The sequence below is a fragment of the Kitasatospora purpeofusca genome (assembly GCF_042691725.1).
GTDB classification, from domain to species: Bacteria; Actinomycetota; Actinomycetes; order Streptomycetales; family Streptomycetaceae; genus Kitasatospora; species Kitasatospora purpeofusca_B.
The window spans coordinates 411030-432782 of record NZ_CP170483.1; the positions used below are offsets into that span (position 1 = coordinate 411030).

At 74.2% G+C, this 21753-nt stretch carries 14 protein-coding genes and 1 pseudogene; 7 read left to right on the forward strand and 8 right to left on the reverse strand.

All coding sequences use genetic code 11. From position 1 onward, the window contains the following. Positions 1-21: 21 nt before the first annotated feature. Together ACFCLZ_RS01855 and ACFCLZ_RS01860 are read right to left on the reverse strand one after the other, a co-directional pair. Positions 22-684 carry a GNAT family N-acetyltransferase gene (locus ACFCLZ_RS01855; protein WP_380282803.1) on the reverse strand — a complete coding sequence of 221 codons (663 nt, stop codon included), beginning with the start codon at positions 682-684 and terminating at the stop codon, positions 22-24. A gap of 116 nt (positions 685-800) precedes the next feature. Beyond that, positions 801-1256: a hypothetical protein gene (locus ACFCLZ_RS01860; protein ID WP_380282804.1), complete on the reverse strand. Its 456-nt coding sequence runs from the start codon at positions 1254-1256 to the stop codon at positions 801-803. 449 nt (positions 1257-1705) lie between these two features. Between ACFCLZ_RS01860 and ACFCLZ_RS01865 the strand changes: the two genes are divergently transcribed. Beyond that, positions 1706-6121 (forward strand): hypothetical protein, encoded by a 4416-nt coding sequence (locus ACFCLZ_RS01865; protein WP_380282805.1) that lies wholly within the window; start codon positions 1706-1708, stop codon positions 6119-6121. A gap of 90 nt (positions 6122-6211) precedes the next feature. Here the strand turns inward: ACFCLZ_RS01865 and ACFCLZ_RS01870 are convergent, their stop codons facing one another. Then, a complete protein-coding gene (locus tag ACFCLZ_RS01870) occupies positions 6212-8986 on the reverse strand; it encodes a M4 family metallopeptidase (RefSeq protein ID WP_380282806.1) in 2775 nt (924 codons plus the stop codon). 536 nt (positions 8987-9522) lie between these two features. On the opposite strand from ACFCLZ_RS01870, the gene ACFCLZ_RS01875 reads away from it, so the two are divergent. Next, positions 9523-10074 (forward strand): YceI family protein, encoded by a 552-nt coding sequence (locus ACFCLZ_RS01875; protein WP_380286412.1) that lies wholly within the window; start codon positions 9523-9525, stop codon positions 10072-10074. Between the two features lie 154 nt (positions 10075-10228). Here the strand turns inward: ACFCLZ_RS01875 and ACFCLZ_RS01880 are convergent, their stop codons facing one another. The 3 genes from ACFCLZ_RS01880 to ACFCLZ_RS01890 form a co-directional block, all read right to left on the reverse strand. Beyond that, positions 10229-10621: a hypothetical protein gene (locus ACFCLZ_RS01880; protein WP_380282807.1), complete on the reverse strand. Its 393-nt coding sequence runs from the start codon at positions 10619-10621 to the stop codon at positions 10229-10231. A gap of 78 nt (positions 10622-10699) precedes the next feature. Next, on the reverse strand, positions 10700-13117 hold the full coding sequence (locus ACFCLZ_RS01885) for a SpoIIE family protein phosphatase (RefSeq protein ID WP_380282808.1): 2418 nt from the start codon (positions 13115-13117) through the stop codon (positions 10700-10702). Next, entirely contained in the window at positions 13114-17019 is a 3906-nt protein-coding gene (locus ACFCLZ_RS01890) for a HAMP domain-containing protein (protein WP_380282809.1), read from the reverse strand. The genes ACFCLZ_RS01885 and ACFCLZ_RS01890 overlap by 4 nt, the downstream gene beginning before the upstream one ends. 215 nt (positions 17020-17234) lie before the next feature. Between ACFCLZ_RS01890 and ACFCLZ_RS01895 the strand changes: the two are divergent. Then, positions 17235-17423, forward strand: a pseudogene (locus ACFCLZ_RS01895) (plasmid stabilization protein); the annotation flags it as partial. Positions 17424-17759: 336 nt separating this feature from the next. On the opposite strand, the gene ACFCLZ_RS01900 reads toward ACFCLZ_RS01895, so the two are convergent. Then, on the reverse strand, positions 17760-18254 hold the full coding sequence (locus ACFCLZ_RS01900) for an ATP-binding protein (RefSeq protein ID WP_380282810.1): 495 nt from the start codon (positions 18252-18254) through the stop codon (positions 17760-17762). A gap of 9 nt (positions 18255-18263) precedes the next feature. Then, positions 18264-18704, reverse strand: coding sequence for an STAS domain-containing protein (locus tag ACFCLZ_RS01905; RefSeq protein ID WP_380282811.1), 441 nt, complete (start codon positions 18702-18704; stop codon positions 18264-18266). 268 nt (positions 18705-18972) lie between these two features. Here ACFCLZ_RS01905 and ACFCLZ_RS01910 point away from each other — a divergent pair, with 268 nt between their 5' ends. From ACFCLZ_RS01910 to ACFCLZ_RS01925, 4 genes are all read left to right on the forward strand, one after another. After that, the gene (locus ACFCLZ_RS01910) at positions 18973-19503 is read left to right on the forward strand and encodes a DUF6328 family protein (protein WP_380282812.1); all 531 of its coding nucleotides are present in this window, start codon (positions 18973-18975) and stop codon (positions 19501-19503) included. Between the two features lie 96 nt (positions 19504-19599). Continuing rightward, positions 19600-20238: an SDR family NAD(P)-dependent oxidoreductase gene (locus ACFCLZ_RS01915; protein ID WP_380282814.1), complete on the forward strand. Its 639-nt coding sequence runs from the start codon at positions 19600-19602 to the stop codon at positions 20236-20238. Next, positions 20235-21368 (forward strand): glutamate--cysteine ligase, encoded by a 1134-nt coding sequence (locus ACFCLZ_RS01920; RefSeq protein ID WP_380282815.1) that lies wholly within the window; start codon positions 20235-20237, stop codon positions 21366-21368. Before ACFCLZ_RS01915 ends, ACFCLZ_RS01920 begins: the two co-directional genes overlap by 4 nt. A gap of 75 nt (positions 21369-21443) precedes the next feature. Continuing rightward, entirely contained in the window at positions 21444-21617 is a 174-nt protein-coding gene (locus ACFCLZ_RS01925; protein WP_380282816.1) for a CsbD family protein, read from the forward strand. The last annotated feature ends 136 nt before the right edge of the window (positions 21618-21753 follow it).

Sequence of the window (21753 nt, forward strand, 5' to 3'; positions counted from 1 at the left end):
GCGGCGTTCACGCCCCGGCGTTCACGCCCCGGCGGGCTCGGTCGGCTCGGGCGCGTAGTACAGGCTCGCCATGGACGCGCGGACGCTCCAGCCGAGGGCTGAGTACAGCGCCCGCCCCTCGGGCGTGGCGACCAGCATGCCGGTGGCGGCCCCGTCGCGGTGCCCGGCGTCCCGCAGGGCCCCCACCACCAGCGAGCCGAGCCCCCGCCGGCGGTGCCCGGGGTCGGTCTCGATCTGGTCGGCGACGGCCGTCGCCCCGGTGACGGCGAGCTGGCCGCGCGCGGCGAACCGGCCGTCCTCGGTGCGGACCAGCACCCTGACTACGCCCCCGCGCCGCCAGCTGGTGAGCGTGTACCCGGCGGGCACCACCGGGCGCTCGGCGGCCAGCGGGACGGTCATCAGGTAGCCGGGGAGGTCGTAGTGCCAGCCGGGCCCGAGCCAGGGCCGGACGGTCTCGTCGTCGGCGAAGAGCTTCAGCCAGGTGCCCGGCGCGGTGGTGGCCGCCACCAGCTTGCGGACGTCGGCCTCGGTGGGTTCCGGCAGGACGTGCCGGGCCACCTGCTCCGGCCGGCCGACGTCGACGCTCCAGCCCCAGGGCTCGTCCACCGGGTCGGCCGCACCCCGCGACACGATCCAGCCCTCGACCCACGCCCGCACCAGCTCATTGACGGTGGGCTCGTCCACCCGCCACCCCCTGTAAGAGTCACTACTTGAGTTGACATCTTACCCAGGTCCGGTGGCGGGCGGGCTCGGGGGCCGGCGCAGGCAGGAGCAGGTGCGCGGCCCCCGGCGGGGGATCGTCAGAAGCACGTCCCCGGGGACTCGGCCCAGCCCGAGGTGTAGCTGCCGTTCGTGTACCACATCCGGGTGTAGTAGCAGTACCCCGCCGTCCCGCCCGCGAAGACGTCTCCGCGGTAGTAGCCGTTACCGGGGCCGACCACCCCGGCGTTGAGCACCGAGCCGAAACTCGTCGGCTCACCCGCCTGCCAGGCCGGCTTCCAGCCGATCTGCAGGTAGATCCGGATGTCGGTCTGCGGACTGTTCACGTAGCCGTAGCCGTCCGACCCGCTGGAGGTGTAGGCGATGTTGCACGGGTTGAGCTGAACCCCGCTCGGGTAGGCGCCGGGCGCTGTGTAGCCCCGACAGCCGCCGCTGGTGGCAGCGCCGGCGGTACCGGACACGGCCAACGGCAGCAGCGCGCCGGCCGCGATGGCGACGGCGACTCCTGCCTTGGCCCTGCGGCTGATCTTCCCCATGACTTCCCTCCCTGGGCCGGCGCTCGTCCGCGCCGGCCGCTCTGTCGACTGCCGGTCCCCGCCTTCCGAGGCCCGGCCGAGGCGATGCTGCCACCGCGCCCGGCCTGCTCCCAGGGGCTCCGGCCCACCCCGGACGGATCCGGACGGACCTGGACGACCGTGGACGGGCCGAGCCGGGACGGGGCGGCGGACGGGTTGACGGTCGCACTGTCACGCCGTCAACCCGTCACACCCCCACGCTCGAGTGAGCACCCGTCAGGCCGACCCGCCGCACGCACCGGGGTGAATGCGGCCACGTTCGGGCGCATCAAGACGATTTGTCAGATTTTCAGACGACATACTGCACCTATATGGTCACCGTGGGTAGCGATATGCCTTCCGCACGTACTCGGTCCACGGTTTCCTCCCCCACCTCGTCACACCGGACCGTTCGACCGAAGGGAATCGTCATGAGGCGCTGTCCACCCACCAGCGGGCGCGAGCGAAGACACCACGGACCCGCCGGGCTCCGCGACCGCCTCACCCGGGCCGCGCTCCCCCTCCTCCTCGCGCTCGCCACGGCGTCCGGCTCCTTCGCCGCTCCCGCGGTGGCACACGCCCCGTCCACTCCCGCCGCCGGCGGCCGGGCCGTTCCCGCCGACCACGGCACCGCCCGTCACACCGGCCGCCAGCAACCCGTGACCCTGGCGAAGACCGGCACCGACGTCACCACCGGCAGCACGACCCAGACCGCCCACGGCGACACCGTCCGCTGGGTCGTCTCCGCGACCAACCCGGACGGCGCCCCCGTCAGCACCACGATCACCGACGCGATCCAGGGCGGACCGGGCAGCACACCGCAGGCCCAGTCCTACGTCCCCGGGTCGCTCAAGGCGCCCCCCGGCTTCACCAGGCAGTGGTCCACCGACGGCGGTGCGACCTTCTCCGGCACCGACCAGGGCACCGCCACCAACGTCGTCCAGGCGACCGACCCGCTGCTCGCGTCACCCGCGACCGGCCAGGTGGTCCAGATCCCGCCGCCGTTCACCCCGGTCAACACCGCCACCGGCGGCGACGGCTTCACCCCCATCCTCTACACCGCCACCATCAACGGCGTCCCCACGCCCGAGATCTGGAACATCTACCACCACGGGTTCTCCAACACGGCCAGCGTGGTCTGCACCGACCTGCTCACCAACGGCCCCTGCCCGACTCCGACCGGAGCCCCCGCCAGTTGGCCCCAGCCGCTCAACTCCTCGGTGGCCGGAGCGACCACCGGCGACCTCGGCAGCACCCGCACACCGACCTATGTGCAGTCCGGCTCCAAGCTGTACTACGCCGCGGTCAGCCGGGTCACGTACGCGGTGATCGGCGTCGGCTGCATCGACCTCCAGGCCCAGGCCAGCTGCGGCTTCACGCCCCTGCAGACCGGCACCGGCTCGGTCGTGGGCGGCGTGGTCGAGGCACCGAACAAGCTCATCTACGCGGTGTCCGGCACCGGTGAGATCCTCTGCTACGACCCCGTCGCCAACGCCTCCTGCGGGACCTTCTTCATCGACCTGCCGCCCAACGAGGGCCAGGGCGGCTTCGGCGGTGACTTCGTCGGGACCATGAGGGTCATCAACGGCAAGATCTACCTCACCAACAACCAGCTGGCCCCGCTGCCCACGCTGATGTCCTGCTTCGATCCGTCGACGAACGCCGCGTGCACCGGCTGGTCCGTCCCCAAGATCGTGGTCACCCCGCTCGGCACCGCCCCCGCCCGGGCCGACAACGTCTTCGAGATGTACAACTCGGCCGGCACCGTCACCGGCGTCTGCACGGTGGTCGGCGGTGTCGACCTCGCGGTCAACCCGCCCGTCGGCACCGTCGTCTGCTTCGACCTGACGGGCAACCCGATCGCCGCGCCCCCCGGGCTCCAGGCCCTGGTCAGCACCAACGTCGCCTCCGGCGAGGCCAACTACCAGGTGCCACTGACCATCACCGCCCCCAACGGGCACCTGGAGACCGAGTTCCCGTTCTGGATCTACACCGGCAACACGCCGACCCTCAACAGCTCCGAGTTCTGCTACGACTGGAACACCCAGGCCCCCTGCGCCCAGTACGGCACCAACGGCGTCGTCAACGGCCCGCCCAACGTCAACGGCGGCAACACCAGCCCCTACGGCTTCGCCTACGACGGCCAGTGCAAGTACAGCCTCGGCGACACCGGCGTCCTGTTCTCGATCGACCCGGTCACCGGTGCCTCCCCCTGCCTGAAGACCAAGGCCCAGAGCACCCTCAACCCCTCCGCGTACTACTGCGACGGGGCCACCGGACACGTGCGGTCGTACGGCACGGTCAGCCTCTTCGACATCGACCCGACGACCGTCGACTTCACCCAATCCTCGGTGACCGTGCTGGCCTCCGACGGCACCACGATCGGCACCTTCCCGTTCAACCCCGGTACGGGAACGGCGGACATCTCGTCCGTCCCGACCAGCGACTCACCGATCCAGGTGATCGCCAACCTCACCCTGATCAACGAGTCGTCGTTCACCCCCGACAACCACCCGAAGATGCAGGTGACCTTCGTCGGCGACGCGCCGCAGATCTGCTTCGAGACCACGGTGTCGGCCGACTGCTCGGTCACCTCCATCTCCAACCAGGCGTCCGCCGTCACCAACGGCCTGCCGCCGGTCACCTCCAACACGGTCACCCTCCAGGTGACGCCGGGGGCCTCGTGCACCCCGATGCTGACCATCAACAAGGAGGTCTGCACCTCCACCAACGCCGCCGACTGCACCGATGGCGGCCCCGGACCCTGGGCGAAGACCACCACCATCCCCAGCGGCACCACCGCCTACTGGCGCATCACCGTCACCAACACCGGCACCGTCCCCGTCACCGGCATCACCCTCACCGACGCCGTCTCACCGTCCTGCGTCACCGCAGCCGGGACGTTCGACCTCGCGGTCGGCGCCTCCCACCAGGTCTTCTGCGACCTCACCAACGTCACCCAGCACACCGTCAACACCGTCACCGCCTCCTTCCCCGGACCCGGCGGCACGCCGATCACGACACCGCCGTCCGAGGCGACGGTCGACGTGACCCCGCCGGTCGTACCGTCCATCAGCATCAACAAGGAGGTCTGCACCTCCACCAACCCGGCCGATTGCGCTGACGGCGGCCCAGGCCCGTGGGCCAAGAGCACCACCATCCCCAGCGGCACCACCGCCTACTGGCGCATCACGGTGACGAACACCGGCACGGTCCCGGTCACCGGCATCACGCTCACGGACAGCGTCTCACCGTCCTGCGTGACCGCAGCAGGAACCTTCGACCTCGCGGTCGGCGCCTCACACCAGGTCTTCTGCGACCTCACCAACGTCACCCAGCACACCGTCAACACCGTCACCGCCTCCTTCCCCGGACCCGGCGGCACACCCATCACCACACCACCGTCCGAGGCGACCGTCGACATCACCCCGCCGGTCGTACCGTCCATCAGCATCAACAAAGAGGTCTGCACCTCCACCAACCCGGCCGATTGCGCTGACGGCGGCCCAGGACCCTGGGCGAAGACCACCACCGTGCCCAGCGGCACCACCGCCTACTGGCGCATCACCGTCACCAACACCGGCACCGTCCCCGTCACCGGCATCACCCTCACCGACGCCGTCTCACCGTCCTGCGTCACCGCAGCCGGGACGTTCGACCTCGCGGTCGGCGCCTCCCACCAGGTCTTCTGCGACCTCACCAACATCACCCAACACACCGTCAACACCGTCACCGCCAGCTTCCCCGGCCCCGGCGGCACGCCGATCACCACACCGCCGTCCGAGGCGACCGTCGACGTCACCCCGCCGGTCGTACCGTCCATCAGCATCAACAAGGAGGTCTGCACCTCCACCAACCCGGCCGATTGCGCTGACGGCGGCCCAGGCCCGTGGGCCAAGAGCACCACCATCCCCAGCGGCACCACCGCCTACTGGCGCATCACGGTGACGAACACCGGCACCGTCCCCGTCACCGGCATCACCCTCACCGACGCCGTCTCACCGTCCTGCGTCACCGCAGCCGGAACGTTCGACCTCGCCGTCGGCGCCTCCCACCAGGTCTTCTGCGACCTCACCAACATCACCCAACACACCGTCAACACCGTCACCGCCAGCTTCCCCGGCCCCGGCGGCACACCCATCACCACACCACCGTCCTCCGCCGAGGTCCAGATCACCGGCGCCACCCCGTCGCTGAACGTCAACAAGGAGGTCTGCCAGTCCGACAACGCCGGCAACTGCGGCCAGGGCGGGACCGGGCCGTGGGGCAAGGACGCGACCCTGCACAAGGGCAACGCGCCCGAGGAACTGTGCGCCCCGGACAAGTGCCAGGCGTTCTGGCGGATCACGGTCACCAACACCGGCACGGTGGACCTGACCGGGATCACGCTGAACGACGCCCAGGAGGTGGCGTGCGAGGTGGCGGCCGGGACGTTCGACCTGGCGGCGGGCCAGACGAGGACGTTCTACTGCTCCAGCCTGATCGGCGAGGACACCATCAACACCGTCACCGCCACCTACCTGCCGCCGAACTCCCCGCCCGGGACCCAGCCGGTGACCACGCCGCCGTCCTCCGCGCTCGCCCGGTGCAAGCCGCCGTGCGAGAAGGAGTGCCACGGACACGGACACGACTACGGCCATGACCACGGCCAGTGGCCGAACGAGGGCGGCAACGCTCCCGGCAGCCACCCGCTGGGAAGCCACCCGTCCCTGCCGGACGGCTTCGGGAGGCCCTCGGCGTTCGACCCGTCCGTCCTGCCCTATCTCACCGCTGATCCGTCGCTGACCGACCTCGACTGGCTGCTGCCCATCCTGGTCCCGCCCAGCGGCCTGCTCACCTGGCCGTGATCCGGCCGCACCGGCCCTGACGGGCCGAAGGGCGGTGGCCCGGGAAGAACGTCTTCCCGGGCCACCGCCGTGTGCGATCCGGCAGGGCGGTCAGCAGCCACCGGTCGGGCGGTTGCGGGCCACGAGGTCGGTGCGGCCGCGGGTGGCGTCCAGCCAGACCACCCGCTTGCCCTCGTCGGCGGCGGCGGAGAACTGGCTGCCCCGGTTGCACGAGAACCGCTCGGGGGCACCTCCGGTGACCGGGAGCTGGTACAGCTTCGGCAGCGCCGCGTTCGACCAGCCGCCGCTCGGCCGGTCGGTGCCGTGGGCGAAGGTGACGACCTGGTCGGTCGCGGTCAGCTCACTGTCCGTCGGAGTGACCGGCGCGCTGTCCGACAGCAGCTCGGTGACACCGGAGCCGTCGGCGGCACCGGAGCGCAGCGCGACGCCGCCGGAGCGGTTCGGCGGGGCCTGCCGCCAGAGCAGTCGGCCGCCCGCGAGGACCGGCGACGCGAGGTAGGGCTGCTCGGCACCGTTAGGGGTGCGCACCGGGTACTGCGCGGTGACCCGGCCGGCGGCGAGGGAGTAGACCGTCGGCGCCTGGACGGTCGTGTCGCCGTCCGTCCAGGTCTCGATCCAGCCGAGCAGGCCGCCCCGGAAGGCGAGGCTCTCGACGTCGTGGCCCTCGGGCAGCGGGAGGTCAACCGGCGCGGCGCCGGAGCGCACGAGGTGGATCCTGGTCCGCCCGGTCGCGTGGTCGATCACCAGGAAGGCGATGTCCCCGCCGGAGATCCGCACACTGGCGGGCGACTCGGTCGAGGAGCTGAACAGGGTGCGGATCGGCCCGCCGGTCAGTGAGCGGGTCAGCACGTCGGTCGACCCGGTCCCGGTGTCGTTGAGACCGATGGCCAGCCAGGCGGCGGAGGTGCCGTCGGTCGCCGCCCAGCCGTGGATCCGGCCGTCCTCCTCGCTGAGTCGGGTCGGGGTGCCGGGGGTGGCGACGGAGCCGGTGTAGAGGACCGTCCCGTCGCCGGACGGGTCGGTGTTGCCCATCACCCAGTGCCCGCCGCCGGCGGCGGGCCCGGTCGGGGCGGCGATGTCGCTCAGGAGCAGGCGGCTGTCCGCGCCGATCCGGCTCTGCCAGCCGGCCCGGATGCCGTGGTCGTCGAACGCGGCGGCCACGGTGCGCAGTTCGGCGCGGCCGAGGCCGAGCGAGCGGCCTGCGGCGAGAACGGCGTTGCGCCCGTCCACGAAGTCGTCCAGTGGCGTGAGGTAGGCGGTGATCGCGCGGTAGACCAGCCGGTCGGCCGTCAGCGGGTCGAGGGTGCGCCGGATGTCCCACAGCGCGCCGCTGAAGATGGTGGAGTTGAGGTGCACACCGGCGTTGTCGAGGCCGGGCGCGGCGCCGATGTAGTCGTCCACCGTGGTGCGGCGGTCGTCCATGCGACGGTTCGCGCAGGCCTCCGGGGTGCCGGTGCGGCACAGGGTGTCGCCGAGCAGCGCGGCCCGCGGGTCGCTCATCGCGATGCCACGGGTGGTCACGTCGACGGCACTGCCGAAGTAGTCGGCCACCGCCTCGTCCAGCGCGCCGGACTGGCCGGTGTAGACGAGACGGGCCGAGCTCTGGACGACGCCGTGGGTCATCTCGTGGCCCGCGACGTCGAGCGAGGCGGAGAAGGGGAAGTGCGTGGCGTCGCCGTTGCCGTAGATCATCTTCCGGCCGTCCCAGCCGGCGCCGGGGTAGGGCTTGCCGTCCATGCTCACGTTGGTCACTGAGACGATCGGACCGCCCTTGCCGTCGATCCCGTCGCGGCCGAGCCGGTCGCGGTAGAAGTCGTACACGGCGGCGGCGTTGCGGTGGGCGTCGGTCGCGCCGCTGGTGCCGGTCGCGGCCGGGAACGCCGGAGACGGGGAGCCGACCGGGAGGGTGCCCTCGGGCAGCTGGCCGCTGACCGACCAGAAGTCCCGCCCCTCTCCGTCGTAGGTGGCGATGCCGCCGCCGCGGGTGAGGTCGACGAGCCGGTAGCCGCCGTCCGGCTGGCGGGCGATGTCCACCGGCACCGTGCTGCCGTGCAGGTCGGGAGCGGTGCCGGTGGCGGGCTCGCCACCCGGCGCGGCGGCGCGGGCGCCGGTGGCGGTGGCGGTGGCGGTGGAGGCCCCGTCGTCGGCCTGGTACGGGAACCGGGCTCCGTGGGCGAGGGCGACGACGCCGAGCGTGGCGTCCACGTAGACCTCGCGGGCCTGCGGGTCGCCGGTCACCGGATCGGTGGAGCGCACGGTGAAGTGCCGGGTGAGCCGGCCCTTCCCGCCCGGCAGGACGACCGGGCCGCGGTCCTCGGCGGTGGCCGCCGCCCGGGCGACCGGGTCGGCGACCGTGCCGAGCGCCAGGCGGTGCAGCGTCGCCGTCGGCACGGTGGGGGCGGTCGGCGCGGTCAGGCCGGTGAAGTACTTGCCGCCGACCGATTCCACCCGCCGGTCGGCGTCCCCGCCGACCAGGCGCACCAGGTACTGCCCGCCGAGCACCGGCACACCGCCGTGCAGCTGTTGGAACCTGACGGTACTCAGGCCGTCGGCCGTCTGCTCGACCTCGGGTTCGGCCAGCTGGGCCGGGTCGACGCGGTACCGGTCGGCATGGGCCGCGAGGTGGGCCCGGGCCGCCTCGGCCGGGCTGCCGGGCGCCGCCTCAAAGAGTCCGGTCACCAGCTGCGGGGCGGCGGTGCCCTCCCCCGCCACCAGGCCGGGGACGGGGTCGGCGTCGGCGGCCGGGGCCGACGGGCCCGGTGGCGCGGCCAGGGCGGGTGACCCGGTGAACGTGAGCGCCAGCGCCAGGCCGAGGGCGGCGCCCGTGCCGAGCGCCTTGGCGGTGGGACGGGAACGTTGGTGCACTGCGGTCCTCCAGGGGAATCGGCAGTGTCGACAAGGCCGCAGGAGCAGCGATGTGACGGAACGTCACACGATGCTCGGCGGGCGGGGCCCGGCCCGTCCAGGCCATCGGGTCGAAAGTGCAGCGGGAAACCCAACCCCTGCGCGTCGGCGCAACCGCCCCGGGCCCGAACGGGCACGGACCGCCGCCGGCCTCCGAAAGACGCCCCCACGGCTGAACCTCCCCGGGCCCTGGAGCGTTGCGCCACCGAGAACACCGCGCCGTGCACAGGCAGGCGGCGCAGTTGTTCGGTGGCGGCCTCGACGAGGGGGGCGTCCTGTGGGGCGCGGAGGGTCTCCAGGAGGAGGGTGACGCGGGCGCCCGCGGGTTCGAGGCCTCCCTGGGCTGCTGCGGCTCGGCCGGACTGTTCGCCGAGGAGTACGACATCGCCCGGCGCCGACTGCGGGGCAACCTGCCGCAGGCCTTCGTGCGCGCGATGATGCTGGAGTGCGCGGCCCGGCCGGCCGCGCCGCCGTCCACACCACCACGGAGGCCCCGCATGACCGCTTCGCTCGCCGAGCTCACCGGCGACTACGTCCTCGACCCCGCCCACACCCGGATCGGCTTCGTCGCGCGCCATGCCATGGTGACCAAGGTCCGGGGCTCGTTCACGTCCTTCGAGGGCACCGCCCATCTGGACGGCGGCGACCCGGCCCGTTCGGCCGGTCAGGTGACGATCAAGGCCGAGAGCATCGAGACCGGTGTCCAGCAGCGCGACCAGCACCTGCGCACCAACGACTTCCTCGACGCGCCCACCTACCCCGACATCACCTTCCGCACCACCGCGGTCGAGCCGCGCTCCGACAGCGACTACCGGGTGACCGGCGACCTCACCATCAAGGACACCACCCGCCCGGTCACCATCGACTTCGAGTACACCGGCAACGCCGTCGACCCGTACGGCAACCTGCGGGTGGGCTTCGAGGGCTCGGTGACGATCAGCCGCAAGGACTACGGCATCACCTGGAACGCGGCACTGGAGGGCGGGGGCGTGCTGGTCGGCGACAAGGTGGTCCTGGAGTTCGACATCTCCGCGATCAAGCAGGCCTAGCGCGGCCGGCCATGTCCAGCACCGCCCGATATATCTAGCACCGCCCAACAGGTCTAGCACCACCTGCCAGGTCTAGCGCAGCCGAACATTCCTCCGTTCGCCAGAACGCCCGGTGGCGCCCCGGCCGCCGGGCGTCGGGCGTCGGGCGCGGGAGTCAGCGGCCGAGGAGGTGGCGGAGTCGCCGGCCGCCGCCGGCGCCCGCCCCACCGGCGACCGGCGCGTCAGGCGCCCGCTCGTCGGTCAGACGTTCGTCGGCCGTCCGTTCCTCGGTGCCCGGGGCCCGCGTTCCGGCGGCGGTCCGGCGGTCGTGCCGGGGCGTCCGGCGGAACAGCCGGGCCCTGCGGGCGGCCCTCATCAGTGCGAGGCCGAGGCAGAACAGCAGCGCGAGCGCCAGCCCGGCGAGGAAGATGCCAAGGCTGTTGAGCGTCACCAGGTCGGTGCCCAGGATGGTCACCTGGTACTCCGGCCCGCCGGCCAGGTTGTCGGCGATCAGCAGCCCGGTGAAGGCGCCGGTCACGGCGACCAGGAGCAGTCCGAACAGCAGCATCACGGTGTCCCTTCGGTCGGCGCCCCCTCGGTGTCCGATCCCCTCCGCAGCGTCGCGCCTACCCGGGCGGGCCCCGGCCTAACGCGGGGCGTCCGGGCGGTCGCCCGCCTGCCCGTCCCGCTCGACGCGGACGGCGACCAGGCAGGTGTCGTCGTCGGTGTCGGCCGGGCTCAGCTCCAGCAGCAGGTCCAGGTACCGCTCCAGGTCGGGGCCGGGCCGGCCGGCCGCCCGGATGAGGTGGTCGACGGACTCCTCGACGGGGCAGTCCCGGCGCTCGACCAGGCCGTCGGTGTAGAGCAGCAGGACGTCCCCCGGCTCCAGCCGGGCCGTGTACTCCTCGTACTCGGCGTCCGCCAGGGCACCGAGCAGCACCCCGTGCGGCAGCGGGAACACCTCGGCGCCGTCCGGGGCGAGCCTGATCGGCGGGAGGTGGCCGGCCCGGGCCCAGCGCAGTGTGCCGTCGTCCGGGCCGAGCAGCACGCACACGGCGGTCGCGGTCAGCTGCCCGGGCTCGCGCAGGGCCACGGTGTTGGCCCATTCCAGCAGCCGGCCCGGCCCCGCGCCGGTGACGGCCAGCCCGCGCAGCGCGTGCCGGAGCGCCACCATGCCGGTGGCCGCGCCCACGCCGTGGCCGGCCACGTCCCCGACGGCGAGCAGCACCTGCCGGTCGGGCAGCACCAGCACGTCGTACCAGTCGCCGCCGACCCGCTCGCGCTTGGCCGCGGGGCGGTAACGGACGGCGGCGCGCAGCCCGGTGGCGCCGAGCGACGGCGGCGCGGCGGGCAGGATCGCCTGCTGGAGCCGCAGCGCCAGCTGTTCGCGCTCGGCCGACTCCTGCTCGCTGTCGGCCAGCCGCGCCCGGGTGGCGCCGAGCGCGACCTCCGTCCAGTGCTGCGCCGACACGTCGTGGTAGGCGCCGCGCACGGCGCTCAGCGCTCCGTCGGCGTCCAGGACCGGTTCGGCCACCACGCGGGTGTAGCGCTGCGTGCCGTCCGGGCGGACCAGCCGGAACACCGCCGAGGCCGTGCGCAGCCGGTGCTGGACGGTGTCCTGCAGCCGCCGGACGGCGGGCTCGTCGTCCGGGTGCACATGCCGGTCGAGCCGGGCCAGCGGGACCGCCGGGGCGCCGGGCGGCCGACCGAACAGCTCGGACAGGCCCGCGCTCCAGAGGATCCGGCCGGTGGCGGTCTGCTCCTCGAACCCGGCCACCTGGGCGAGGCGCTGGGCCTGGCGCAGCAGCGCGGTCTGTTCGGACTCCCCGGGCTGGTCGGCTTCCCGCTGCCAGGTGACCAGCAGCCGCCCGTCGAGCGGGGCGACGGCGATCCGCAGGGTGGTGGGCTGGGCGATGCCGCCGCCCTGGAAGACCAGGTCAAGGTGGTCGTCGGTGCGGGTCTCACCGGTCTCGTGGGCCCGCAGCAGCGGTTCGAGCAGGCCGGTGGCGCAGGCCACCGGGTAGGCCTCCAAGAGCGAGGTGCCGTCCAGGCCGCTGCGGGGGCGGCCGAGCGGGTCGCGGAACACCCGGTTGGTGCGCAGGATGGTGAAGTCGACGGCCCGGCCGTCCCGCAGGACGGGTGCGAGCAGCAGGGCGGGGGTGAGCAGGCCGTCCAGCAGGTCGGCCTGCCGCTCCGGCGGGACGGCGGGTTCGGGGTCGCCGAGGACGGTGGCGCAGAGGTCGGCGAGGGCCCGGAGCTGGCGGCGCTGCGCGTGGCCGAGGGCGGGTGCGGGGCCGGGCCAGAGCACTTCCAGCGCGCCGCGCCGGCGGCCGGCGTCGAGCAGCGGGAGGACGACCCGGGGCGTGTCGGCGCCGCCGACGTACGGGCCGGGGGGCGCCGCGTCGCCGGGCCAGTGCTCGGCACCGGTGGCGAGGGCCTGCCGGGCGGGGCTCGGGACGCCGGGCGGCACCCGGCTCCAGGCCTCGGCCTCGTCGGCCGGCAGCCCGGCCTGCGCGGCGAGCGCGAGGGCTCCGGCGGGCAGCCGCTGCCAGACCAGAACGGCGTGGGCGCCGAGCGGCGCGGCGCCCTGGCGCAGGACGGCCTCGACGGCGGCGGCCAGGTCGGGCACGGCGGCGAGGGCCCGGACGGGTGTCGACGGGACGTCGGGCTGCCCGGTCGACGCGGACGGCTCGTGCGGCCCGGGCGTCCCCGGTGGTTCGGGGTCCTCGGGCGGCGGCCCGGCGGACCGGCCGACGACGTCGGCGGCCAGGGTGACGACCGGGACCCCGGCCTCCCCGGCGAGCCCGGCCAGCCGGGCGGCGGCCTCGGCGGGCGGTACGGTCAGCCGTTCGGCGAGCATCCCGGTGGCGAGGTCGACGAGCGCCCGGGTGCCCTCCTCGGCGCGCATCCGCTCGGCGGCGTGCTGGAGCCGCCGGACGGCGCCCGCGAGCTGCCGCGCGACAGCGTCGCCGTCGCCGTCGCCGTCAAGCGGCCCGGAGCCGGACGGGGCGGGGCCGCTCCGGGTGCCCTCCTGCGGGGTGCCGTCCTGCGGATCGGCACTCATGAGGCGTCCGGCGAGGCGTCCGGTGTGGCATCCGGTGTGGCATCCGGCGAGGCGTCCAGCCAGTGCCGCATCCGTTCCAGCAGCAGGGCGGTGTCCACGGGCTTGGTGACGTGGTCGTCGGCACCGGCCGCGAGGCTCTTGGCCCGGTCGCCCGCCATGGCCTTGGCGGTGACGGCGACGACCGGGAGGCGCGCGAAGCGCTCGTCCGCCCGGATGGCGGCGATGGTGGCGTAGCCGTCGAGGCCGGGCATCATCACGTCCATCAGCACCAGGTCGGTCTCGGGGTGCCGGCGCAGCAGGTCGAGCCCGGCGCGGCCGTCGCCGGCGTGCAGGACGGTCAGGCCGTGCTGTTCGAGGGCGGCGGCGAGGGCGAAGACGTTGCGGATGTCGTCGTCGACGATCAGCACGGTGCGCCCGGCGAGCGGGTCGTCGGCGTCGACCGCGCTGTCGTCGAGGTCCGCCGCGGTCGGGTGGCGGCCGCCGAGCAGGGTGATCAGGCGCTCGCGCAGTCCGTCGAGTCCGGAGAAGAGTTCGAGGCGGTCGACGGTGGTCGCGGCGCGCGCGGCGGGGCCGCCGTCGCCGTGGTAGCCGAGGACGGCCGTGCTCTCGGGGAGGGTGGTGAGCAGGACCGGGGCGAGTTCGCCGGTGTGGGCGAGGTCGACGACGGCGCACCGGTAGGGGCCGTCGGCGATGGCGGCGCGCAGGCCGGGTTCGTCCCCGGCGCTGCGCAGGCCGGCCGGGTGCTCGTCGCCGTGGGCCTCGACGGCGGTGCGGGCGAGGAGGGTGAGCAGGCCCGACGGCTCGGCCTCGACGACCAGGACGCGGGCCTCGGCGGCCGGGGCGGCGGCGGGCCGGTCGCGGCGGGCGAGCGGGAGGTAGAAGCTGAACCGGCTGCCCCGCCCCGCGGTGGAGCGGACGGTGAGGGCGCCGCCGAGCAGGCGGGCGAGTTCGCGGCTGATGGACAGGCCCAGTCCGGTGCCGCCGTAGCGGCGGCCGGTGGTGCCGTCGGCCTGTTGGAAGGCGCCGAAGATGGTGTCGAGGTGGGCGGGGTCGATGCCGATGCCGGTGTCGTCGATGTGGAAGGCCACTGCGGCTTCCGCCTGGCCGAGCTCGGCGGGCAGGGCGCCGGCGTCGACGTGTTCGATGCGCAGGTCGACCCGGCCCGTGTCGGTGAACTTGAGGGCGTTGGAGAGCAGGTTGCGCAGCACCTGGCGCAACCGGGCCTGGTCGGTGACGAGTTCGGGCGGGACGCCGTCCTCGACGGTGATCCGGAAGGTGAGGTCCTTCTGGTCGGCGAGCGGTTTGAAGGCGGACTCGACGTAGGCCAGCAGCTCCTGCACGGCGAAGGGTTCGGGGTTGAACTCCATCTTGCCGGCCTCGACCTTGGAGAGGTCGAGGATGTCGTTGATGAGCTGGAGCAGGTCGGAGCCGGCCGAGTGGATGACGCCCGCGTACTCGACCTGCTTGGGCGTGAGGTTGCCGGCCGCGTTCTGGGCGAGCAGTTGGGCGAGGATCAGCAGGCTGTTGAGCGGGGTGCGCAGTTCGTGGCTCATGTTGGCCAGGAACTCCGACTTGTACATCGAGGTGAGGCTCAACTGCCGTGCGCGTTCCTCCAGTTCCTGGCGGGCCTGTTCGATCTCCAGGTTCTTGGCCTCGATGTCGCGGTTGCGGTCGGCGAGCTGTCCGGCCTTCTCGGCGAGTTCGGCGTTGGAGCGCCGAAGCTCCTCCTGGCCGTTCTGCAACTCCTCGGACCGGGCCTGGAGTTCGGCGGTCAGACGCTGGGACTCGCCGAGCAGTTCGTCGGTGCGGGCGTTGGCGAGCAGGGTGCCGATGTTGACGCCGCAGGCCTCGGCGAACTGCTCCAGGAAATCGAGGTGGACGGCGCTGAACGGGTGGACGGAGGCGAACTCCATGACGCCGAGCAGCCATTCCTCCAGGGCGATCGGCAGGATCACCACCGAGCGGGCGTGGGTGGCGCCGGCGCCGGAGGCGATGGTGGCGTAGTCGGGCGGCAGGTCGTCCACGGTGAGGGTGCGCCGGGTGCGGGCGGCCTGGCCGACCAGTGACTCGCCGAGCCGCACCCGGGCGGGGGCGGTCCCGTCGGCCGGGAGGCCGTAGGCGCTGATCCGGGCCAGCAGGGTGGATTCGCCGTCCTCCTCGGCCAGGTAGAAGGCGCCGTACTGGGCGCCGACCAGCGGGGTCAGCCGGTCGGTGATCAGCTCGGCGACGGCCCGGATGTCGCGCTTGCCCTGCATGGTGCCGGTGAAGCGGGCGAGGTTGGTCTTCAGCCAGTCCTGTTGCTGGTTGGCGCGGGTGGTCTCGCGCAGCGACTCCACCATGAAGTTGACGTTGTCCTTGAGGTCGGCGACCTCGCCGGAGGCGTCCACGGTGATCGAGCGGGTCAGGTCGCCCTCGGCGACGGCGCTGGTGACCTCGGCGATCGCGCGGACCTGCCGGGTGAGGTTCCCGGCGAGTTCGTTGACGTTCTCGGTGAGCCGCTTCCAGGTGCCGGAGACGCCCTCGACCTCCGCCTGGCCGCCGAGCCGGCCCTCGGTGCCGACCTCGCGGGCGACCCGGGTCACCTCGTCGGCGAAGGAGCCGAGCTGGTCGACCATGGTGTTGACGGTGGTCTTGAGCTCCAGGATCTCGCCGCGCGCGTCCACGTCGATCTTGCGGGTGAGGTCGCCCTCGGCGACCGCCGTGGTCACCTGGGCGATGTTGCGCACCTGGCTGGTGAGGTTGTGCGCCATGAAGTTGACGTTGTCGGTGAGGTCCTTCCACGTCCCGGCGACGTTGGGGACGCGGGCCTGGCCGCCGAGGGTGCCCTCGGTGCCGACCTCCCGGGCCACCCGGGTCACCTCGTCGGCGAACACCGAGAGGGTGTCCACCATGGTGTTGATCGCCCCGGCGAGCGCCGCCATCTCGCCCTTGGCCTCCACGGTGATCTTCCGGGAGAGGTCGCCCCGGGCGACGGCGGTGGCCACCTCGGACATCGAGCGGACCTGGCCGGTGAGGTTGGAGGCCATCACGTTGACCTTGTCGGTCAGGCCCTTCCAGGTGCCGGAGACGCCCCGGACGGTGGCCTGGCCGCCGAGGTTTCCCTCGGTGCCGACCTCCCGGGCCACCCGGGTGACCTCGTCGGCGAACGCCGAGAGCTGGTCGACCATCGTGTTGATGGTCTCCTTGAGCAGCAGGATCTCGCCCCGGGCGTCGACCCGGATCTTCTGGGTGAGGTCGCCCTCGGCGACCGCCGTGGTGACCTCGGCGATGGCGCGGACCTGGGCGGTGAGGTTGTCCGCCATCACGTTCACCGACTCGGTGAGGTCCCGCCAGGTGCCCGAGACGTCGCGGACGTCGGCCTGGCCGCCGAGCCGCCCCTCGCTGCCGACCTCCCGCGCCACCCGGGTCACCTCGTCCGCGAACGCCGAGAGCTGGCCGACCATCGTGTTGACGGTGTTCTTGAGCTCCAGCAGCTCGCCCCGCGCGTCGACCTCGATCTTCTGGGTGAGGTCGCCGCGCGCCACCGCCGTGGTCACCTGGGCGATGTTGCGCAGCTGCCGGGTGAGGTCGCCGGCCATCGCGTTGACGGCCTCGGTGAGGCCCAGCCACGTCCCGGCCGCGCCGGGGACGTGGGCCTGGCCGCCGAGCCGCCCCTCGCTGCCGACCTCCCGGGCCACCCGGGTCACCTCGGAGGTCACCCGGGCGAGCTGTTCCACCATGCCGTTGAACACGGCGGCGATCTCGCCCGGCACGCCCGGCAGGTCGGGGCCCAGCCGGGTGCGGAAGTCGCCGTCGCGCACCGCCGTCAGCCCGGCGAGCAGCTGCCGCAGGACCTGCTCGGGCTGGTCCGCGCGGCCCGCCGCGGCCAGTGGCGTGCTGTGCGGAGCCTGGTGCTCGTCCATCCGTCCACCGCCCGGATCGACCGCACGGCCGGATCGCCCGACGGGCGGCACCGGCCGTTGGGGGCGGCGGCGCCGCCCCGCCTCCCACTGTGCCACCCTCGCGCGGCGGGGACACGCGGGGCGTGCGGTCCGCCGACGGCCGCCGGGTGGTTGGCCGCCCGCCGGCCGGGTAGGCGCGAGCGGCAAGAACAGGGGAACCCGGAAGGAGCACGGCCATGCCCCGAGGATCGAGCCCCCGGCGGGAGCGCCGGTACGGACACATCAAGGACAGCGCGCTGGAGCGCGGCGGGAGCGGGAAGCGGGCCGAGGAGATCGCCGGCCGCGGCTCCACCCACGACCAGCTGGACGACGAGGCCAGGCAGCGCGGCGTCGAGGGACGCTCGAAGATGAGCAAGCGCGAGCTGTCCCCCCGCGCTCGGCCGGTGAGGCCGGTGAGAAGCACCGTGCGCACCGTGAACACCAGGAGCACCAGAAGCACCAGGAGCAGCGCCATGACCGTTCCGACCGTCCCACCACCGGGCCACCCGGACACCGAGCCGTTCCCCCACCCGCACCCGCACCCGCACCCGAACCCGGTGCCCTGGCCGGAGCCCGATCCGGCTCCGCCGCCGGTGCCGCCGTTCCCGCCGCCGGAGCCCGATCCGGGCCCGCCGACCGAACCGCGGCCGGCGGGCTGAGCGCGGCCGGCGGGCTGAGCACACCCGGAGCCGAGCGCGCCCGACCGCCCGGATGCCCGGGGCTCAGCGGCCCCGGGCACCGATCGGCCGGCGGTGGTCCAGCGGCGACGGCACCTCCAGCCAGACCGACTTGCCCGCGCCCTCGGGCCGCGAGCCCCAGGCGCCGGCGAGCCGGTCCACCACGCGCAGCCCGTGCCCGCCCGGCTTCCCCGGATAGGCGGACGGGCGCAGCCGCGGCGGTTCCGGGCTGGCGTCGCTGACCTCGACCCGCAGCCGGAGGGTGTTCCAGCACAGCCGCAGTTCGCGCGGACCGCCGGGCGCGTACAGGCAGGCGTTGGTGACGAGTTCGGAGACCATCAGCAGGACGTCCTCGAAGACGGCCACCTGCTCGTCGTCGGGCCAGTGCTCGCCGTCCATCGCCAGCCAGTGCCAGTCGAGCAGCGCCTGGCGACTGAACTCCCGCGACCGCCGCACCGCCCCCCGGGGCCCGTTCAGCGCCAGCCGCCGGGTCTCGTCCAAGTCCGGGTCCGGCGCCGAAGTGGGTTCAGGACTGGTCATCACGGCCCCTCACGGGCCGACCGGGCCGCTGTCCGGTCCCAGCGCGAGGGCGAGGTCGGGGTGGATCCGCAGCACGGTGTCCGCCCCGGTGATGGCGAACAGGCGCACCACGGCGGGGCGCGGCCCGGCGACCTCCAGCCGCACGCCGGCCAGCTCGGCCTCCTGCCGGGCCCGCAACAGGACGTTCAGTCCGGTGGAGTCGCAAAAACGCAGCTCGGCGAGGTCGACCAGGATCCGGGCGAGGCCGTCCTCCCCCGGCCCCGCCAGCGCGGTGCGCAGCTCGTCGGCCGAGTCGTGGTCCAGTTCGCCCCCGACGGCGACGATCCGCACCGGCCCCGCGCGGCGCACCGCGACCCGCAGCTCCCCCGGCCGGTACTCGTCGCGGGGCGTGCGCTCCGGCTCCCCCGCCCCGTGCCCGGTGTCCCCCGTGCCCCTGGCGCAGTGGTGCATGGCTGGCTCCCGGTCCGGTCGGAACGGCCTCGTGCCGTCCAGCCCATGATGCCGCGCGGCCGATCGGGCCGCGCGGACGCCGGGGACCGGCGGGTCCGCGGCCTCGTGCGGCGGATCCGGTGCCGTGCGCGTCGTCTCGTCCACGGCTCGCGTCTGCCCGTCCGCGGCCCGGCTACACGCGGGGCGGGCGCGCCCGGAGAATGATCCGGAGGAGCGCGGAACGGACGCGCGGGGAGGGACGCGGCAGAACAGGACGGAGGTGGGCCGGATGGCGCCGGGAGCGACCGGGCGGAACGGCCCCGACCCGTCCCGGTCCGGGCGGCAGGAGTCCCCGGAGGAGCGCGCGGACCGCCGCTGGAACGATCTGCTCCAGGAGGTCCGGGTCGCGCAGACCGGCTCCCAGGTGCTGTTCGGCTTCCTGCTGAGCGTCGTCTTCATGCCGCGCTTCGCCCAGTTGGAGCAATTCGACCGGAATCTCTACGTGGTCACCGTGGTCCTGGGCGCGCTCGCCACCGGTTCGCTCGCCGCGCCGGTCTCCTACCACCGGCTCTTCGCCGGCCGCCGGCTCAAGCCGGAGCTGGTCGAAGCCGCCGCGCGGCTGGTCGCGATCGGGCTGGTGCTGCTGGCCCTCACCATCGGCTCGGCGCTGCTCCTGCTGCTGCGGGAGGCCATCGGCGGCGCCACGGCCGCCTGGATCGCGGGCGCGGTGATGGCCTACTTCGCCTGCTGCTGGCTGCTGCTGCCGTTGGTCCAGCTGCGCCGGCACGACGGCCGGGGACGGCGCCCGCCGACGGACTGAGCCGCCGCGGCGCCGGGGCGTTTCGCCCCCGCGCGGGCGGCGATGTGCCCGCCATGAGGGCCGATCGGCGTCCGGGCCGACGACGCCTTCGCGGGGGTGTACGCACCGTTCGCGGACACCGCCGCCGCCGAGTTTCGCCGGGTCACCGAGGTCACCTACCTTGGGTACGTGAACGGCACCCGTTCCGCACCGCACCGGATGGTGCCCCGCGACCGCGGCACCGTCGTCCAGGTCGGCCCGGCCATCGCCTACCGGGGCATCCCGCCGCAGAGCGCCTGCAGCAGCGCCGAGCGCGCCGTCCAGGGCCCGCACCAGGCGCTGAACCGCGAACTGCTCGCCGCCGGCTCGGGCGTGCGGGTCACCATGGCGAGGCTGCCGGCCGTCAGCACCCCGCGGTTCGGCCGGGTGCCCGACCGGCTGCCCGGCCTTCGCGAGTACCGGGTCGGCGCGAGCACCGCCGCCACCCTGCCGGCCAACGCCGTCGCGCCCGGTCTGCTGGACCGCCACCTGGCCCGCACCGGCCGTTCGGCACAGCAGCAGGACGGTCCGCAGCCCGTGGCGGCCCCGGCGAACCTGTGGACGCCGGTCGACGATCTTGCTGACCGCGGCGCGCGCGGCCGCTTCGACGACGAGGCGTGCACGCGCGGCCCCCAGCCGTGGGCCTCCCGGCACCACGGCCGGCTCGCGGCGACGGCCGCCGCGCCGGCCCGGAGCTCGTGGCGGAGCGGGCCGTGACCGCGCACCCGCGCCTCAGAACGGTGCCCACCGTCGGGGTGGAGGAGGAGTTCCTGCTGGTCGACCGCCGCACCCGGCTGCCGGCCGCGTGCGGGCCGCGGGTGCTGGCGGCGGCGGCCACGGTGCTGGACGACCAGGTGCAGCCGGAGATCTTCCAGGTGCAGGTGGAGACCTCCTCCCGCCCGGCGCTGCGGCTCAAGGAGCTGGCCGACGACCTGGCCCGGCTGCGCGCCGTCCTGGTGGCCGCGGCCGCCGACGCGGACTGCCTGCTGGTCGCCGGCGGGACGCCGGTGCTGGCCGGGCCGGAACCGGCCCTGCTCACCGACAACCCGCGCTACCACGTGATGGCGGCCCGGTATCCGGCCGCGGCCGCCGACAACGCCGGGGCGCTGTGCGGCTGCCACGTCCACCTGGGCACCTTCGAACGCGCCCTGGCGCTGGCCCTCGGCAACCGGCTGCGGCCCTGGCTGCCGGTGCTGCAGGCGCTGACGGTCAACTCGCCGTTCGACCGGGGCCGTGACAGCGGGTTCGCCAGCTGGCGGGACGTGCGCTGGTCGCGCTGGCCCACCGTCGGCCCGGCGCCGCTGGTGGACGAGCGGGGCTACGAGCGGCGCGCCGACGCCCTGGTCGCGCGCGGGACCATCCTCGACCGGCGGTCGATCTACTGGTACGCCCGGCCGTCCGAGCACCTGCCGACGCTGGAGGTGCGGGTCGCCGACGCCAACGCCGACCTGGGGACCGTGGTGCTGCTGGCCGGGCTGCTGCGCGGCCTGGGCGCCGTCCTGCTCGACGAGGCGCGGGCCGGGATGCCGCCGCCCGCCGTGCCGCACGGCCGGCTGGCGGCCGCCCACCGCCGGGCCGCCCAGACCGGCCCGGTGGGCGAGGGCATCGACCCGTTCACCGGGTGGCCGGTGCCGATGCCCGCCCTGGTGGACCGGCTGCTGGAGCGGGCCGCGCCGGGGCTGTCCGCCGCCGGCGACCTGGCCGCCGTCGAGGCCGGGCTGGACCGGCTGCGCCGGCTGGGCAGCGGCGCCGAGCGCCAGCGCCGGTGCCTGCGGCGGCGCGGGCGACTTCAGGACGTGGTCGACGACCTGGCCCGGCTGACGGCCTCCGTTCAGCCGTCCGGATGACGCATGGACCGGCCCGTCCGGGGCAGACGGGCCTGCGGGCGGGCACCGGCCCGCCGTCGAACGGAGGCGAACACCATGGCGACCGACGACAAGATGCGCAACATGGCCGAGAAGGCCCGCGGCAAGGCCAAGGAGGCCGCCGGCCGCGCCACCGGCGACCGGACGATGGAGGCCAAGGGGCGCGGCACCCAGCTGAAGAGCGACCTCAAGCAGGCCGCGGAGAAGCTCAAGGACGCGGGCAAGGACTGACGCGGCGGGCGACGAACCGCCGGGCCCCGGCTCCGGTCGAGAACGGCGTGGGCATTCCCCCGACCGGGCACGGACGTCCCCCGGACCGCGGGGAGGGCCCGGTCGGGGTGTCGGCGGGCGGCCGGACGATCATGGC

Excerpts from the sequence above, each read along its gene's own strand:
- ACFCLZ_RS01885 (WP_380282808.1), bottom strand. The coding sequence starts at position 13,117 with ATGAGTGCCGATCCGCAGGACGGCACCCCGCAGGAGGGCACCCGGAGC.
- ACFCLZ_RS01860 (WP_380282804.1), bottom strand. The coding sequence starts at position 1,256 with ATGGGGAAGATCAGCCGCAGGGCCAAGGCAGGAGTCGCCGTCGCCATC.
- ACFCLZ_RS01910 (WP_380282812.1), top strand. The coding sequence starts at position 18,973 with ATGGCGCCGGGAGCGACCGGGCGGAACGGCCCCGACCCGTCCCGGTCC.
- ACFCLZ_RS01865 (WP_380282805.1), top strand. The coding sequence starts at position 1,706 with ATGAGGCGCTGTCCACCCACCAGCGGGCGCGAGCGAAGACACCACGGA.
- ACFCLZ_RS01905 (WP_380282811.1), bottom strand. The coding sequence starts at position 18,704 with ATGCACCACTGCGCCAGGGGCACGGGGGACACCGGGCACGGGGCGGGG.
- ACFCLZ_RS01890 (WP_380282809.1), bottom strand. The coding sequence starts at position 17,019 with ATGGACGAGCACCAGGCTCCGCACAGCACGCCACTGGCCGCGGCGGGC.
- ACFCLZ_RS01875 (WP_380286412.1), top strand. The coding sequence starts at position 9,523 with ATGACCGCTTCGCTCGCCGAGCTCACCGGCGACTACGTCCTCGACCCC.
- ACFCLZ_RS01925 (WP_380282816.1), top strand. The coding sequence starts at position 21,444 with ATGGCGACCGACGACAAGATGCGCAACATGGCCGAGAAGGCCCGCGGC.
- ACFCLZ_RS01900 (WP_380282810.1), bottom strand. The coding sequence starts at position 18,254 with ATGACCAGTCCTGAACCCACTTCGGCGCCGGACCCGGACTTGGACGAG.
- ACFCLZ_RS01880 (WP_380282807.1), bottom strand. The coding sequence starts at position 10,621 with ATGCTGCTGTTCGGACTGCTCCTGGTCGCCGTGACCGGCGCCTTCACC.